The sequence below is a fragment of the Pseudomonas sp. G11-1 genome (assembly GCF_024031555.1).
Classification (GTDB): Bacteria; Pseudomonadota; Gammaproteobacteria; order Pseudomonadales; family Pseudomonadaceae; genus Halopseudomonas; species Halopseudomonas bauzanensis.
Genome location: NZ_QEYQ01000004.1, coordinates 187,880 through 202,997 on the forward strand (window position 1 = coordinate 187,880; position 15,118 = coordinate 202,997).

Consider the following 15,118-nt stretch of genomic DNA (forward strand, 5'->3'; position numbering starts at 1 on the left):
CAGGTCAGGCGCTTTTCAACACACCGATCAGCTCATCCAGCCACGGCTCGGCGTCTACTTCCGGCGTGACCGTCTCGCTGGCATCGAGCTGCAGCATGGGCAACGCCTCCCGCGCCTGCAACTCCAACAGCAGCTCACGCATCAGTTCACCGCCCTGGCAATAGGTATCGCCATAGGAGGAATCACCCAGGCCAATGACGCCGAAGGGAATATCGGTGAGCAAAGGAAAGCGTGTCTGCATTTCGCTGTAGAAAGGCATGATGGTTTCCGGCAACTCACCCATGCCAGTGGTCGAACAGCACACCAGAATGGCATCCGCACCAGCATCGAGCAGCGCATCGACCGAGGCCGGCTTGATACGGCTGACCTGCAGCCCTGCCGCCGCGCAACGCTCGGCTGCCTCATCCGCGAGAAAATCGGCCGTGCCGAACACTGAACCACTGAGTATTGCCAAACGCATCTTCGTCCCCTTGGAAGAATAACCGGGCGCATAGTATGCCCGAATCGGTATCCGGCTGCCGGACCCAGCGGGGCGAACATGCTAAGATGCGGCATTCGATCGACCACCAGACCCCCGGCACCATGAACGATCAGCAGACCATTCTGATTACCGGAGCAGCTCAGCGCGTAGGCCTGCATTGTGCCCAGCGTCTTGCGGCTGAGGGTTTCCGGGTGATCATCACCTGCCGCCGGCCACGGCCGCAGTGGCAGGATGAGCCGTTGGAGAATATCGAGGTACTGTTGGCCGACTTTTCCACCGAGGTCGGCATCCAGCAGTTGATCGATACCCTGACCCGGCGAAATATCCGCCTGCGTGCCCTGATCCACAATGCGTCGGAATGGCGAAATGACGATCACGCCGCCGAGGCATTCCAGCAGATGTTCATGGTACATATGCAGGCGCCTTACCTCTTGAATCTGGCCTGCGCCGAGCTATTCGATCCCGAGGTCACCGGCGACATCATCCATATCAGTGATCATGTAGCCCAACGCGGTAGTGCCAACCACATCGCTTACAGCGCCACCAAGGCCGGTCTGGAAAGCCTCAGCCGTTCCTTTGCCGCCCGCTTCGCGCCACGGATCAAGGTCAATACCATCGCTCCGGCGTTGATCATGTTCAATGAGGGTGACTCCGAAGAGTACCGCGAGAAGGCGCTGGCCAAGTCTGCGCTGGGCATCGAGCCCGGCCCGGAGGTGGTCTATCAGGCCGTCCGCTATCTGCTGGACAATCCCTACGTAACCGGTACCTGCCTCGACCTGAATGGCGGCAGAAGCCTGAAGTGAATCCACAAGAGAATTCCGATGAGCCTTGAAAAACTGACCAGCAACTATCACGACATCCTCAGCAACCTGGGCGAAGATCCCGAGCGCGAAGGCCTCAAGGGCACCCCGCTGCGGGCGGCCAAGGCCATGCAGTTTCTCTGCCGCGGCTACGACCAGTCACTGGAAGAGATCGTCAATGGCGCCCTGTTCGAGTCCTCCAGCGACGAGATGGTTATCGTCAAGAACATCGAACTGTATTCCCTGTGCGAACACCACATGCTGCCCTTCATCGGCAAGGCCCACGTCGCCTACATGCCCAACGGCAAGGTGGTGGGGTTGTCCAAGGTCGCGCGCATCGTCGACATGTTCGCCCGCCGCCTGCAGATCCAGGAAAGCCTCACCCGCCAGGTGGCCGAGGCCGTGCAATCGGTGACCGATGCCAAAGGCGTAGCGGTGGTCATCGAAGCGCGCCATATGTGCATGATGATGCGCGGCGTCGAAAAACAGAATTCCTCCATGCTCACCTCGGTCATGCTCGGCAGCTTCCGCGAGTCGGTCAATACCCGCCAGGAATTCCTGCAACTGATCGGTCGGAGCAACTGATATGGAGCGTCTGGAGCCCGGCATGGCGCGCATCCGGATCAAGAACCTGCGCCTGCGGACCTTCATCGGTATCAAGGAAGAGGAAATCAACAACCGGCAGGATGTACTGATCAATGCCCGCATCCTCTACCCGGCCGACAGCGCAGTGGCCGAGAACGAGATCGATCACGCCCTGAACTACCGCACCATCACCAAGGCGCTGATCAGCCACGTGGAAAACAACCGCTTTGCCCTGCTGGAACGGCTGACCCAGGAGCTGCTGGATATCATCATGCAGCATGCACAGGTGCGCTATGCCGAGGTTGAAGTGGATAAACCCCACGCCCTGCGGTTTGCCGAGTCCGTGTCCATCACTCTGAGCGCCGAACGCCCATGACCGCCGAGCAACTCAAGACCCGCCTGGGGTCCCCCGCACATTGCTTTGCCGATACGCTCGCGTTCATCGAGCAGCACTATCACTATCAACCCAGCGCGTTCAGCAACGGGCCAGTACGCAATAGCGCGGAGCAGAACCAGGGCTCCTGCAAGGTTATCGCCATGGCGCTGGATCAAGGGCTGAATGATGAGCAGGCCCTGCAGTGCTTCGCTGAGCATTACCAGGCCGTGCTGGCCAGCCCGGACGGTACCGAGCACGCCAATATCCGCGCCCTGATGCAACATGGCCTGGCCGGCATCGCCTTTGAACACCCGCCGCTGACCCGGCGCTGAACGATTTCGGCAAACTGACACAGACGGAGCCCGCATGGCGGTCAAGCAACTGTTACCCACCGGGGATTTCCCCGCTCCCGGCCTGTTCCGCCGCCTGGCCAGCGCTTTCTATGACCTGATGCTGATGCTGGCATTGCTCATGGTGCTGATCCTGGCCTACCAGCAGGGCATTCTGCGCATGGTTTATGGCAGCGAAGCACTGCAGGCGATGTCCGACGCTGGCACCCTGGACCGCGATCCGCTGCTGACCGCCCTGATGATCCTCGCCATCTACGGCTTCTTCGGCCTGTTCTGGACCCTGCGCGGCCAGACGCTGGGCGCGCAAGCCTGGCGGGTTCGCGTGCAGCAGCCCGACGGCCGTTCTATCACCTGGCGGCAATCAATCATCCGGGTCACCGTCGGACTACTCTCCTGGCTTTGCGGCGGTCTGGGCATCTGGTGGGCATTGTGGGACAAGCAATCGCGCACCTGGCATGACATCGCCTCCGGTACCCAAACGGTGGTGTTGCCGAAGAAATAAGGGCTATCCCAGGATTCACGGAGTATCAGGCGCCATTGATACCCCGTTTCCCAAGTACGGGTTACCCGCCCTTGTACTGCGTCTCGTAACCACTGCCACAGAAGTCACAGCTCGGATCGATGAACATGGTGCGCCGCTCGGGCTCTCCGGCCAACTGCCGGCGCAACCACTGATAATCACGGCCAGGTTGTACGACCCGTAATGATCAGTGAATAGGTTCTGGGCTTTGAACCGCGCAGCGGAAGCCTGCGAGGGCAACGGAGCCATTGGAAAGCACTGCCGGCATAGCGCGCCTTGAAAAACTGAAGCTCAGTGACCCCACCTCCAGACTACGCACTTCTTTTTTCGTGCCTTCTAGCGGTCCGGTGGGGTTCTTTACTCCATTACTTTCCCGGTAATACGTCTCCGAATACCAGTCTTCAACCCACTCCTCCTCATTGCCCGCCATGTCATAAAGGCCAAGAGGATTGGGCGGAAGGTTCGTTCCTACCGAACATACACCCGTCCAGAAAATACATCCTTCACCACCCCTTCGCGCCCCGTTGGGGGTCGCTTTTCCATCATGAGTCGGGTATATCCAATCTTTGCTACCCCGGTTTCTAGCTGCGAACTCCCACTGAGCGGAGGTAGGCAGGTCGAAGGCAATACCCGTTTTATCCCTAAGCCATAGACAATAGTCCTTGGCCTCTTGCCATGTCACTCGTGCCGGCTTCCGTAAATCATGATCATGCTCCAGATTTTGCAGATAAGCCTCTCTCGGGTATTCCTCTCCCCCGCCTCGGATTACGATCGGCTTATCATGTATCAAGCTATAAGTGTCATAATCTTTCCAAGTGGTTTCATACGCAGATAGAGAGAAGCCAGACAACTCCACTGTATGAGCCTCATCTATCTCGGCGGTTGGTGGAAAATACGGTAACCACTGACCGTTTTGCACAGCACCGAAATCTCCCATAACAAAGTCCCCCCCCTTAATATACACTTGGTCGCGCTCTGCTCTTGAGAGCAGTTCTACTAGATTAGATTCGAGCTCGACCTGCTCAGCCCCACTGCTGCAAGCACTTAATAGGGCGATATTAGGGAGAATCAAGATTACTCTCCATAGCTTAAGCATAATGTTGATCCGTTGTCAGTGAAATATGACGTGCTAGCCGCATGGGCCTATCTGCTAATGGCTCTTTATTTTTCAGCTCATTCTCAAACAAGCGAAATTTCACCGAATGCAGCCAAGTCATGAGATCGATCAGGCGCTCTCTATTTGCATGAAACTCCTGTTTACTACCTTCCGAATTCATCCTGGTTATCGTTTCTTCATAATCACGCCAAGAACGCGAGGTCTCCAAAATCTTAAGTATTGCTCGTTCTCTTTTGTAAAACCCCACGACTCCTACTCGCTCCAATGTCAACCAATAGTCGTAGCATAGAATATCCAACAGCACACCCTTAACCTCTGGAGGAGCATGGCCTACCCAGCTCTGGCTCCCTTTGTCCAAATCGCGCAGCACATTATCGGCAGTTTGAAACGCCAACCGCTCCCGCAGCATCGCTGTTTGATGCTGCTGCAATATACGCGAAACCTCTCGTACCACATCGATCGCTACATCCGTCCCTAGCTTCATAGCCTCACGGGCTATAGATGTGCCAGTTAACACACCATGCAACATGAATCTGCATAGATATTCAAACGCGCTCTCATCAATATCTTCCAGCCTTCGAAAGTCTACTTTCAACAGCCCGTTATAGACACAATGCAACATGCTCAAAAAGGCACCAGCCCCCACTTCAGCCCCAAGCTCTCCCGAAGCACCGGGGCCAACCACTACCCCTGCATGAACGTTGAAATAAAAACTCTGAGCTCGAGCACTCCATTTCAATTGCACTCTAGCCTCCGCCCCTAGTCCCAACGCAGCGCCAGCCCCCACCCCCAAGCTGCAAAGCGTCGTCCATGTAGGGCGGTCCTCCAGCATGTCCATCCATTCAATCGTGCCCTCCACTTTCCCATCCGCTCTAACCCCAGCGAAGGCACCTGCTTCGGCATTTGCGGCTTCGTTGCCGGTTCTTTGGGTGCCGCCGACGCCACGCAGTGTAGGAATACCATTCTCAGCGGTGACATGTACATTGGCGGCGAGGATGGCGCTGGCGCCGGCGAAGCCGGCAAGCTCAATACGGGCGAGAGCGCGGAATCTGCCCAGAGAGGCTGTTTGCAGTTGGTTGGTCTCGTCTCGATAACGGATCGTCCACTCGCTTTCTTCTTCGGCGGGCCAAGCTATTTCGCTATAAGCTTTGCCTTCTACAAGACTGGCACTGGCAGTAGCCTTGGCGGCAATGTGGGCGGTCAGTTGTTTGGGATCGTATCCTGCGCTCAAGCTCGCTCCCATGGCGAATCGCATGGCTTGCGCTTCCGCTCTGGAGATGATGGGCGGCATACCTTCGATCGGCGTCCACTTTGCATCATCGCTTTGCCATTCCAGGAGACACCAGTCAACGAACGCCTGATAAATAGGAGCGTTGAACTGGATTTTCAAATCTTTCTTAATTGTCTCGCCCAGCTTGCGCGGATCTACCTTGCCGGTAGTATGATCAAACCAACCTTCTTGTCGTGCCCGGTCTTGAGATTCGATGCTGTAGCTTCTGTGACGGCGCCAGCCGCTGTCCTTGCGCACATAAGCATAATGCCTATTCCCTGCCAGACGGCGGATTTCGGTCAGCTGAAAGGGCTGCGCCGGGTTGCTTTCGTCAATCAAACGCTCGCGCATCAGTCGCTCCATAAACGCCGCTTTATGCGCCACGATGTCTTGCTCTGCGCCGTCCAGGCCGGCATAGAACTGACGAATCATCTGTTCCAAAAACGCCTCTTCCCGTTCGATCTGCTGCTGTTCCTGCTCAGTAATAGGGATGAAAACCCCTTCCTCTGCCTGGTGGATCAGATCTATATATTCGTCAGAACAGTCGCTGCAGTCCGCTACCTGACCCACAGTACGCGTCTCTCGACTTGGCTGGCCGGCAGGTAATTGAATCTGTTGTCCCGGATAGATCGTATTGGCATCCTGAACATCTGGGTTAAGGCGCATCAATGTGGCGACGGTTGTGCCGTTTGCCCGGGCAATGAGGCTGAGGTTATCACCTGATTTCACGGTGTAGGACATATCATGCCTCCCTGGCGAGTCCAAAAAGCTGTTCTTCTACCTGTCGCAATCTCGCGGCGCCCGCCTGGGTTCGATCCGTCAAAGAACTGATGATCGATGCGGAACTTATCTGATCGGGAAAAGCCCACGCCAGCTCCAGATAATGGATACAAAGATGTTCCCGATCAAACCCGTACTCATTTGCCCGCATGATCAATTGAGAAAGCCACTCACGCCGTTGCAGCCCTTCCTGCTCATCAATACTGGCGCCACCAAAGTGATCAGCCATGCGTTCGAGAAACTGCTCTCGCTGCTCCTGCTCCCACTGTTCGAGCTGCGCGGAACGGATAGTAAACCAACCTTCTTCTGATGCACTTCGACAGTCGCCGGCGCAGTCAGGAGCAAGTTCAAACCATTCATTTTCTCTGAAGACCACCCAGGCACTGACCGGGCCGGCAAATGCGCTGACTTCCGTAGCCGTGAATGAACTCAACAAACGCAGCAACCACTCAGGCGAGTAATAGCGCAAATAGGCCAATTGACCTGAGGGCAGGCGTGCGCTGATAAGGCTACGGAGGTGATCTATCAATTGAGCCATCGGCAGCTCTGATCGAATCACGATGCCCGACGTATTCCATCGGTGCTCTTCTGTCCACAGTTGTGAGTCGATCGAAGGTTTGACGAGACAGGGGCTCACTCCCAACGCCGAGGCATGTCGTGTACCGCGATAAAGCTGCTCCAGCTGCGGATTGCTATCGTGCTCATAAACCAGTCGGGGAGCATTGAGCAGAGCACCGTCCAGTAGCAAATAAAGGCCATCATCAGCCGCAGGTAGCTCGCCATAACGCACGCAACGAAGGTGGCTCAGTTGCTCAGGCATGGGCACGCCTCCAGCGAACAGTTGCCGTCAGGCTGACGGTGGCATTGGCTGCTCAGCAGCAAGTTGTCTTTCGCAGCCGCTACTAACCGCTCCGGACTATTTGCCAATGGCCATTGAGTGATCTGACCTGCGGTGTCTGAATCCGCGGCACCCGCGATTGTCGGAAGCAACGCCGAAACGCCGCTGCCATTTGCCGGACTGCCACCCGAGTTCATCCGCACCTGTGGCCCGACCAAAGTGACTCCGCTGGGATCGATCTTGATGAAACTGCCGCCGGCTTTAAGGGTGATTTCCATGCCGGCTTCGATAACCATTTTCTGGCCGGCCTTGAGGTGTATTTCGCGACCGGCGGCCAGCAGATGTGCAGTGCCGAGTTTGACGTGCTGGTTGTTGGCGACGGTCAGGTGGTCGTCGGCCATGATCTCGGTTTTGCGGTCGGCATGGGTGGTGCGGTGTTCTTCGGCCAGCAGTTCGGTGTAGCTGTTGGCTTCGACTCGGTCATGGCGTTCGTTGCCGACGCGGATATGTTGGTCGTGCTGGATGTTTTGGTCCCAGTCGCGCTGGGCGTGGATGAAGATCTGTTCTTCACCGGCCTTGTCTTCGATACGCAGTTCGTTGAAGCCGTCGCCACCGGGGCTGCTGAGGGTTTTGAAGACGCTGCGGGTCTTGTGCTCCGGCAGGCTGTACGGGACCTGGTGGGTCTTGTGATACAGGCAGCCAGTGATCAGCGGTTGGTCCGGGTCACCTTCGAGGAAGGTGACCAGCACTTCCATGCCGACACGCGGGATGGCGATGCCGCCGTAGCGGTCGCCGGCCCAGTTGCTGGCGACGCGGAGCCAGCAACTGGTTTTGTCGTTGGCCTGACCCTGGCGGTCCCAGTGGAACTGGACTTTGACGCGGCCGTATTCGTCGCAGTGGATTTCTTCGTTTTCGGGGCCGGTGATGACGGCGGATTGGGTGCCGTTGATGGGGTTTTTCTTGTGCTGCGTTGGCGGACGAAAAATGACGTCCCAGGGGGTGGCGGTGAAGGAGTTGCGGTAGCCCTGGGTGAAGTCATCCCCGGGGTTGGCGCTGGTCACCGATTCTTCCAACACTTGGGGCTGTTTGCCTTCGTGGGTCACAGAGGTCAGCAGCCAGAGATCATTCCATTCCTGGCGCGGGTGCTCGGTCAGGGCCAGAAAGTGGCCGCTGATAAGGGTTGGCTGATCGCTGTCGCCTTGCGCCACACGGTAGTCGCTGCGGTGGGCTTCGAGGGTTCTGGTGGCGAGATGTTTGCCGCGGTCGCGGTCGGTGAAGCGGCCGGGGTAGTCGTAGTCTTCCAACGCGGGCAGCGCTTCGGTGTGGGCGGTGGCTTCCATCAGTAGGCGCGGCTTTTCAAAGTTGTAGTCGCGGCGACTGACCTGGCTGGGGCGGGTTTGCAGGCGCAGGTTGAAGCGTTTGATGACCGGCTCGTCGGCGACCATGCCGCTGCCCTGGTTGAAGCGGGTCGGGGTCAGTTTGGGGAAGACGGTCTGGTCTTCGCCGAACACCAGCTGGTGGCCTTCGGGGCTGTGCTGGAAGTGATAGTGGATGCCTTCCTCTTCGCACAGACGCTGGATGAAGTGCAGGTCGGTCTCGTCGTACTGGGTGCAGTAGATCCGCTCGGGGCCGTCTTCACGCAACTGGAAGCGGAATGAATCGGTAAAGATGCCGTGCCCCTTGAGCACCTCGGTGATGATCTGCGGCACAGTGCGGTGCTGGAAGATGCGCTGGTTGGTGGCGTGCTGCAGGTAGGCCAGCCGGGGGACCAGGGTGATGCGGTAACGGGTCAGGCGTTTGCCGGATTCGCCCTGGGCGACGCTGTGGATCAGGCCGTGCACGCCCTGGTCCGGCCCGGCGTAACTGAGAAATGCCGGCTGATGTAATAACCCTTCGATATCCAGGTCCGGCCGTTCGCTGACCAGGTCCAGTTCAAAGCAATAAGGCTGGCTGATGGCTTCGGTGCCCTGGAAGGCCAGCACCTTGAAGTCATGTTCCAGGCGCGGAATGGCGAGGCTGAAGTGCGCGGTATTGGCCGGGGCGAACATCCTGTATTCCTTCTTGGAGACTCTGGAAAACCATCGCGCGTGACCATGCCGGGTGACGCGTTGCGTTTTCCAGAAGCTCCTTGCATGTCATGGAAAAAGCCATCGACCGGAATTCCGGTCGATGGCATCGATTACTGCGCGGCTCAGGCAGAGATCGGGGTACGCCAGTCATCAGAACCGGAAGTGCCGGATACTTCGTGGGTCCAGACGATCTTGCGGTAGGTGAAATAGACGTCTTCCAGATGGGTGAAGTGCGACAGGTTCGGATCCTGGCAATTCGGCATGCGCGACTGCACATCCACGATGATGGCGTCATGCAGTTCGATGGTGAAGTAGTGCTCCTGAGTGCCGGTGGATGAGGTGCGGTACCATTCCAGGCGGCACTTGTTCAGGCGCTCGCCGGAAGTCAGCGAGTTGAAGATCAGCGGGGAGGACTTGTCGAAGACCTTGGTGATCATCAGCGGCTTGTGGACGCGCTGGCCGGTCGGCTGGCCGGATTGCGGATCGCGGGGAATGATGACCTGATGATCGAAGGCCTGAACCAGGATCTGATCTTCATGACCTTCCTGGAAGATGTTGCCGACCGAATCTTCGGTGAAGGTACCGGCGGTAATGAGGCCCTGCTTGGTGCCTTCGATGGTCATATACGCGGGTGTTGGCATGATGCTCTCCTTGCCTGGATTGAGTGGATCACAACGATCCGGGAACCAGACGTATTACAAGAGCCGTGCCAGCTAAAAATAGTTAATATAAATCAGTAGGTTACTAATAATCTGGTAAGCCCAGCCAAGCTACTGTGAACACCATCACATGAAACTGCGCAAGAAGTTGCGCAAAGCTGTGCAAGTTTTTGCGCATAGCCCTGCAGGCCTTTCAGAATGCGGCCTGCAGGATCGTCGCAACAGGATTATCAATGATCCGCTGTGCAATAAGTTGCCCAGCGGATGATCAGGCTCAGCCAGCTCGACGCATCAACCAGCCACCCATCACGACCAGTATCAGGATAGGTAGTACCACCGCGATCAATGGCGAGAAACCGAATACCAGACTGGATGGCCCCAGCAGATCCTGCAGAATACGGAAGCTGAAACCAACCAGCACTCCGGTAAAGACGCGCTGCCCCAGTGTGACCGAGCGCAGCGGGCCGAAGATGAAGGAAATGGCAACGAAGACCAGCGCCGCCGTGGTCAGTGGCTGCAGCAGCTTTTTCCAGAATGCCAACCAGTACTGGCTGTTGTTCAGGCCCTGCTCGGCAAGGTAATTCTGGTAGTGCCAGATACCGGTCAGCGGCAGTACGTCAGGATCGAGCAGAACCACCCGCAGCAGCCGTGGAGACAATCCCACATCCCAGCGCTGCTGCTCATGTTGCTCGACCCTACTGGTGCCATCAACGTCGAACAAGGTGGTGGCGACTTCTTCCAGCAACCAATGCTCATCCTGAACGCTGGCCCGCTGGGCGAAGCTGGTCTCCAGCAGTTCGCGCTGGTCATCGAAGCGATAGCGGGTGATGCCGTGCAGCACGCCGTTGGGCTGCACCGCATTGATGTGGATGAAGTCATCACCTTCACGGTGCCATAGCCCCTTGGATTTGACCGCGTCGCCGCTGCCAACCGCCAGCGCCCGCCGACTTTCCGCCAGATTTTCACTGTAGGGCGCGACATACTCGCCCAGCAGCACGCCGGCCACCATCAAGACCAGCAGCGGCTTGAGCACCGCGCCCATGATTCGGGCGATGGAGACGCCCGAGGCACGCATGACGGTCAGCTCCGAATTGCTTGCCAGCGTCCCCAGTCCAATCAGGCAGCCGACCAATGCCGCCATCGGCAACAGCTCGTAGAGACGGCGCGGGCTGGTCAGGAAGATATAGGTCAGCGCTTCGATAGCACCATAGTTGCCTTCCAGGTCTTCCAGCTCGCTGATATAGGCGAACAGCAGATCCAGGCCAACAATGATCAGCGCCACCGTCAGCACACTGAGGAAGATCGATTTGCCGATATGGCGGTCAAGCAGTCGCATGCTGGCCTCCCGCTGGGGCATTGGGTGCGGTCAGGGCACGGAAGTTGAGCAACACACCGATGCCCAGGAACAGACCATGGACCCACCACAGCCCCAGCGCTGCCGGGGTCTTGCCGGCTTCCATCCAGCCGCGGGCGCTGACCAGCAATGCCAGGTAGGCCATATACAGAATGATCGCCGGCAGCAGCTTGAGAAAGCGACCCTGCCGCGGATTGACCCGGGACAGCGGTACCGCGAAGAACGCCACAATGGGCACCAGCAGCGGAATCGCCAGACGCCATTGCAGCTCGGCGCGGTCCTTCAGGTCCGGGCTATCCAACAGCCGAGCGGATGGCATCGCCTCGCGGTCGGTTACCTCCGTGACCACCTCCGGCTTGGGCAGTAGTACGCCGTAGGTATCGTATTGGATAGTCCGGAAATCCGCCGCGCCGGGACGACCGTCATAACGGTAGCCGTTCTGCAATACCAGATAGCGACTACCATCCGCATTCATCTGCTGTCGTCCGGTTTCGGCCACCAGCACACCGACACTGGCATCCTCGCCCGAGCCAGTACTTTCAGCGATGAAGATGGTTTCCAGCTCGGTGCGGTCGTCAGACAACCCACCGGCGTAGGTGACGCGCTGACCGCTGCCCAGCGACTGGAAACGACCCGCCGCCAAGGTATCGAACTCGGTCATGGCATCCTGCTCATTGAACAATTGCTGGGTCTTGAGTACGCCGGCCGGCGCCACCCACAAACTCAACCAGGCCACCAGCAACGCCACCAGCAACGCTGGGCCCTGGGTATAGGCGAGGATCTTGCGATCACTGACGCCGGTCGCCGACAGCACGGCCATCTCGCTGTCCAGATACATGCGGCCGTAGGCCAGCAGGATGCCGAGGAACATGCCCAGCGGCAGGATCAGCACGACAAAACCTGGCAGGCGATAACCCATGATCATGAACAGCACACCGGGGTCCAATTGCCCCGCCGCCGCCTGGGCCAGGTACTTGATGAAACGCCCACTCATGATGATCAGCAGCAGCACACCGCTGACGGCCGCAAGGGTGGTCAGTACCTCACGACTGAGGTATCGGAATATGATCACATTGGTTTCCTTGATTCCGGGGGCTTTAAGGGCTCTCGGGAATAGGCCAGAATGCAGCTACAGCGTGACTGTCTGCAGTTGTTCGGCCAGCGTCGGCACGATGCCGGTCATAATGGGCTGCATTATCGGTCAATCCACACGATTTGTCTTGGGGAGCACCATGGAGTTCAACGTCAAACACGGCGCACCGGAAACCATCAAAACCGGTTGCCTGGTCGTCAGCATCAACGAAGCACGCACCCTCACCGGCACCGCGGCCCACCTCGACAGTGTCTGCGGCGGCCAGATCAGCGCTGCCGTCAAGCGTGGCGACATCACCGGCAAATCGGGGCAAACCCTGATGCTGTTCGCCCTCCCCGGCATCAGCGCCCAGCGTGTATTGCTGATCGGCAGTGGCAAGAAGCCGGCATTGAGCGATCGCGACTATCGCAAGTTGCTGCAGAAAGCCGTGGCGATTCTCAAGGATGGTGGCGCTACCGACGCGCTGCTCACCCTCAGCGAGCTGCCCGTCCAGGGCCGGGATCTGTATTCCCGGGCGCGCCTGGCGGTGGAAACCATTCGCGAAAGCCTGTACCAGTTCGATCAGTACAAGAGCAAGAAAGCCGACAAGCCACGCTTGAAGAAATGCGTGCTCTGGTCTGCCGACAAGGCCGACGCCAGCGTACTCAAACAGGCCGTCGCCCACGGACAGGCCATCAGTGACGGTACCGACCTGACCCGCACCCTGGGCAACCTGCCCGGCAATGTCTGCACCCCAACCTACCTGGCCAAGGAAGCGAAGGTGCTGGCCAAGCAGTTCAAGGGCACCGAAGTCGAAGTGCTGGAAGAGAAGGACATGCAGGCACTGGGCATGGGCTCACTGCTGTCGGTCAGCGCCGGCAGCGCCGAACCGGCCAAACTGATCCGCCTCAGCTATCAGGGAGCGGACACCAAGACCCAGCCCCATGTGCTGGTCGGCAAGGGCATCACCTTCGACACCGGCGGCATCAGCCTCAAGCCCGGCGCTGGTATGGATGAAATGAAATACGACATGTGCGGCGCGGCAACCGTACTGGGCGTGTTCAAGGCGGTTGTCAGCCTGCAATTGCCGATCAATCTGACCATACTCATCGCCGCCGCCGAAAACATGCCCAGTGGCACCGCCACCAAGCCGGGTGACATCGTTACCAGCATGTCCGGCCAGACCATCGAAATCCTCAATACCGACGCCGAAGGCCGTCTGGTGCTGTGCGATGCGCTGACCTATGCCGAGCGCTTCAAGCCCGCCAGCGTGGTCGATATCGCCACTCTCACCGGCGCCTGCATCGTTGCCTTGGGTAGCCACACGACCGGCGTCATGGGTAATAATGACGTACTGGTAGAGCAACTGCTGGATGCCGGCAAACAGGCTGACGACCGCGGCTGGCAACTGCCGCTGTTCGATGAATATCAGGAGCAGCTGGACAGCCCGTTCGCGGACATCGCCAATATCGGCGGCCCGAAAGCCGGCACTATCACCGCCGCCTGCTTCCTGTCACGCTTCACCAAGGCTTACCCCTGGGCGCACCTGGATATCGCCGGTACCGCCTGGATCAGTGGCGGCAAGGACAAGGGCGCCACTGGGCGGCCAGTGCCCTTGCTGACCCAGTATCTGTTGAATCAGGTGCAGGGCTGAGGCTACACGGCGCAATCCGGGAATATTGACCACACCGACCTGCGCAAGCCGGGCCGGTAACGCCAGACCTAGACCGTCGATAGCGAGGGATGGCTATCGCGAGCTACAGGGATGTACTTGCCGCGTGTGTATGACCGGCGCTACCGGCGCTGGCGACACCCGAACGCGAGCCGTCGATATTTCCGGAACCTAACCGCACTTCCCACAACCAACGGCACCCATGACCCGAATCGACTTCTACATCCTCAACAGCCCCAGCCCCGACGCCCGCCTGCAATATGCCTGCCGCCTGGCGCACAAGGCCTGGCAGCAGAGCCGGCATGTCTATTTGCATTGCGCGGACGAGGCCGAGGCCAGCCGGCTGGACGACTTGCTGTGGTCATTCCGGGCAGACAGCTTTCTGCCGCACGCCCTGCATGCCGACCAACCTAACGAGGCGGTGGTCTGTGGTTGGGGAGATGATCCGACACCCCACCATGATCTGCTGATCAATCTCAGCAATGACACCCCCGATTTCTTCAGCCGCTTCAACCGTCTGGCGGAAATACTGGTCGAACACGACCCAATCCTGGTTCCGGGGCGGGAACGATTTCGTTTTTACCGCAAACGGGGCTATCCTCTGAGCACACATCAGATACGGATAGCAGGATGATGTATGACGCAGCGCGAACCAACGGACCCGTCTCGCTTGCTGAAAGACCTGGAGTCCATCCGCACATTGCTGGATGAGCCTTCCTCCGGGACGGATCAGCAACCAGACCTACAGCTCGACATTCCTCTATTGCAGGACATCATCACCTCCGGCAGTGACGCGCCGCCCGTTGTCACGCCAGCGGCAGCGCCTGCTTCCCTCAAGGTAAATCCTTTCCTCCCCTACGAATCACTGGCCCGCCTCGCCGGTGAGCGAGTGCATCTTGAGCAGTTGCTGCAGCAGAGCATGCAACAGCCCTCATCCGGCGGGCTGCATACTGGCGCGCGGGAGGTACGAATGGAGGCTCGCCTGCAGGCCGAAGCGCAACTGGTCATGCAGGATGTGATCGACGAGATCTTGCCGGTGATCGAGGCGGAATTGCGCAAGCGGTTGAGCGCCAGGCTCGAGCAGCTGATTCAGGAACAGTTCGCCCAGAGGTCGGTGAACAGCTGAGCCAGACGGTTGCTGCGCGGAACAAGTGAGAGGTGTATTCATGCAAGCG

At 58.5% G+C, this 15,118-nt stretch carries 16 protein-coding genes; 8 read left to right on the plus strand and 8 right to left on the minus strand.

Translation table 11 applies throughout. The annotated features are described in order from the left end of the window. Nucleotides 1-4: 4 nt before the first annotated feature. Nucleotides 5-460 carry a flavodoxin domain-containing protein gene (locus DHB74_RS13280; protein ID WP_280165204.1) on the minus strand — a complete coding sequence of 152 codons (456 nt, stop codon included), beginning with the start codon at nt 458-460 and terminating at the stop codon, nt 5-7. Nucleotides 461-582: 122 nt separating this feature from the next. Between DHB74_RS13280 and folM the strand changes: the two genes are divergently transcribed. Genes folM through DHB74_RS13305 form a run of 5 tightly spaced genes read left to right on the plus strand, consistent with a single transcriptional unit; the run spans nt 583 to nt 3,094 of the window. After that, complete coding sequence (gene folM, locus DHB74_RS13285) at nt 583-1,284, plus strand: dihydromonapterin reductase (protein WP_499161743.1); 702 nt, start codon at nt 583-585, stop codon at nt 1,282-1,284. Nucleotides 1,285-1,302: 18 nt separating this feature from the next. Then, nucleotides 1,303-1,866 (plus strand): GTP cyclohydrolase I FolE, encoded by a 564-nt coding sequence (gene folE, locus DHB74_RS13290; protein WP_036992835.1) that lies wholly within the window; start codon nt 1,303-1,305, stop codon nt 1,864-1,866. Nucleotide 1,867: 1 nt separating this feature from the next. Then, nucleotides 1,868-2,242 (plus strand): dihydroneopterin triphosphate 2'-epimerase, encoded by a 375-nt coding sequence (folX, locus tag DHB74_RS13295; RefSeq protein WP_036992837.1) that lies wholly within the window; start codon nt 1,868-1,870, stop codon nt 2,240-2,242. After that, nucleotides 2,239-2,574 (plus strand): HopJ type III effector protein, encoded by a 336-nt coding sequence (locus tag DHB74_RS13300; protein ID WP_499161690.1) that lies wholly within the window; start codon nt 2,239-2,241, stop codon nt 2,572-2,574. The genes folX and DHB74_RS13300 overlap by 4 nt, the downstream gene beginning before the upstream one ends. Before the next feature lie 34 nt (nt 2,575-2,608). Further along, nucleotides 2,609-3,094, plus strand: coding sequence for an RDD family protein (locus tag DHB74_RS13305; protein WP_499161691.1), 486 nt, complete (start codon nt 2,609-2,611; stop codon nt 3,092-3,094). Between the two features lie 205 nt (nt 3,095-3,299). Here DHB74_RS13305 and DHB74_RS13310 read toward each other — a convergent pair whose 3' ends face one another. From DHB74_RS13310 to lptF, 7 genes are all read right to left on the minus strand, one after another. Then, on the minus strand, nt 3,300-4,184 hold the full coding sequence (locus DHB74_RS13310; RefSeq protein ID WP_499161692.1) for a formylglycine-generating enzyme family protein: 885 nt from the start codon (nt 4,182-4,184) through the stop codon (nt 3,300-3,302). Between the two features lie 16 nt (nt 4,185-4,200). Beyond that, nucleotides 4,201-6,240 (minus strand): LysM peptidoglycan-binding domain-containing protein, encoded by a 2,040-nt coding sequence (locus tag DHB74_RS13315; RefSeq protein WP_499161693.1) that lies wholly within the window; start codon nt 6,238-6,240, stop codon nt 4,201-4,203. Between the two features lies 1 nt (nt 6,241). Continuing rightward, nucleotides 6,242-7,099, minus strand: a complete 858-nt coding sequence (locus DHB74_RS13320) for a DUF4123 domain-containing protein (protein WP_499161694.1) — start codon at nt 7,097-7,099, stop codon at nt 6,242-6,244. Beyond that, nucleotides 7,084-9,165, minus strand: a complete 2,082-nt coding sequence (locus tag DHB74_RS13325) for a type VI secretion system Vgr family protein (RefSeq protein ID WP_499161695.1) — start codon at nt 9,163-9,165, stop codon at nt 7,084-7,086. The genes DHB74_RS13320 and DHB74_RS13325 overlap by 16 nt, the downstream gene beginning before the upstream one ends. A 143-nt stretch (nt 9,166-9,308) precedes the next feature. After that, nucleotides 9,309-9,827 (minus strand): Hcp family type VI secretion system effector, encoded by a 519-nt coding sequence (locus tag DHB74_RS13330; protein ID WP_036992849.1) that lies wholly within the window; start codon nt 9,825-9,827, stop codon nt 9,309-9,311. Nucleotides 9,828-10,119: 292 nt separating this feature from the next. After that, the gene (gene lptG / locus DHB74_RS13335) at nt 10,120-11,181 is read right to left on the minus strand and encodes an LPS export ABC transporter permease LptG (RefSeq protein ID WP_036992851.1); all 1,062 of its coding nucleotides are present in this window, start codon (nt 11,179-11,181) and stop codon (nt 10,120-10,122) included. Then, nucleotides 11,168-12,271 (minus strand): LPS export ABC transporter permease LptF, encoded by a 1,104-nt coding sequence (lptF, locus tag DHB74_RS13340; RefSeq protein WP_280165190.1) that lies wholly within the window; start codon nt 12,269-12,271, stop codon nt 11,168-11,170. The genes lptG and lptF overlap by 14 nt, the downstream gene beginning before the upstream one ends. Nucleotides 12,272-12,431: 160 nt before the next feature. On the opposite strand from lptF, the gene DHB74_RS13345 reads away from it, so the two are divergent. From DHB74_RS13345 to DHB74_RS13355, 3 genes are all read left to right on the plus strand, one after another. After that, nucleotides 12,432-13,925 carry a leucyl aminopeptidase gene (locus DHB74_RS13345; RefSeq protein ID WP_499161696.1) on the plus strand — a complete coding sequence of 498 codons (1,494 nt, stop codon included), beginning with the start codon at nt 12,432-12,434 and terminating at the stop codon, nt 13,923-13,925. Between the two features lie 220 nt (nt 13,926-14,145). Next, nucleotides 14,146-14,577, plus strand: a complete 432-nt coding sequence (locus DHB74_RS13350) for a DNA polymerase III subunit chi (RefSeq protein WP_280165188.1) — start codon at nt 14,146-14,148, stop codon at nt 14,575-14,577. Between the two features lie 3 nt (nt 14,578-14,580). Next, nucleotides 14,581-15,069, plus strand: coding sequence for a hypothetical protein (locus DHB74_RS13355; RefSeq protein ID WP_036992854.1), 489 nt, complete (start codon nt 14,581-14,583; stop codon nt 15,067-15,069). Nucleotides 15,070-15,118: the final 49 nt, after the last annotated feature.

Bases quoted from the DNA above. Each gene is read 5' to 3' on its own strand.
- DHB74_RS13280 (WP_280165204.1), bottom strand. From the start codon at position 460: ATGCGTTTGGCAATACTCAGTGGTTCAGTGTTCGGCACGGCCGATTTT.
- DHB74_RS13330 (WP_036992849.1), bottom strand. From the start codon at position 9,827: ATGCCAACACCCGCGTATATGACCATCGAAGGCACCAAGCAGGGCCTC.
- DHB74_RS13300 (WP_499161690.1), top strand. From the start codon at position 2,239: ATGACCGCCGAGCAACTCAAGACCCGCCTGGGGTCCCCCGCACATTGC.
- DHB74_RS13325 (WP_499161695.1), bottom strand. From the start codon at position 9,165: ATGTTCGCCCCGGCCAATACCGCGCACTTCAGCCTCGCCATTCCGCGC.
- DHB74_RS13305 (WP_499161691.1), top strand. From the start codon at position 2,609: ATGGCGGTCAAGCAACTGTTACCCACCGGGGATTTCCCCGCTCCCGGC.
- DHB74_RS13350 (WP_280165188.1), top strand. From the start codon at position 14,146: ATGACCCGAATCGACTTCTACATCCTCAACAGCCCCAGCCCCGACGCC.
- DHB74_RS13345 (WP_499161696.1), top strand. From the start codon at position 12,432: ATGGAGTTCAACGTCAAACACGGCGCACCGGAAACCATCAAAACCGGT.
- DHB74_RS13320 (WP_499161694.1), bottom strand. From the start codon at position 7,099: ATGCCTGAGCAACTGAGCCACCTTCGTTGCGTGCGTTATGGCGAGCTA.
- lptG (WP_036992851.1), bottom strand. From the start codon at position 11,181: ATGCGACTGCTTGACCGCCATATCGGCAAATCGATCTTCCTCAGTGTG.
- DHB74_RS13315 (WP_499161693.1), bottom strand. From the start codon at position 6,240: ATGTCCTACACCGTGAAATCAGGTGATAACCTCAGCCTCATTGCCCGG.
- folE (WP_036992835.1), top strand. From the start codon at position 1,303: ATGAGCCTTGAAAAACTGACCAGCAACTATCACGACATCCTCAGCAAC.
- folM (WP_499161743.1), top strand. From the start codon at position 583: ATGAACGATCAGCAGACCATTCTGATTACCGGAGCAGCTCAGCGCGTA.
- DHB74_RS13355 (WP_036992854.1), top strand. From the start codon at position 14,581: ATGACGCAGCGCGAACCAACGGACCCGTCTCGCTTGCTGAAAGACCTG.
- folX (WP_036992837.1), top strand. From the start codon at position 1,868: ATGGAGCGTCTGGAGCCCGGCATGGCGCGCATCCGGATCAAGAACCTG.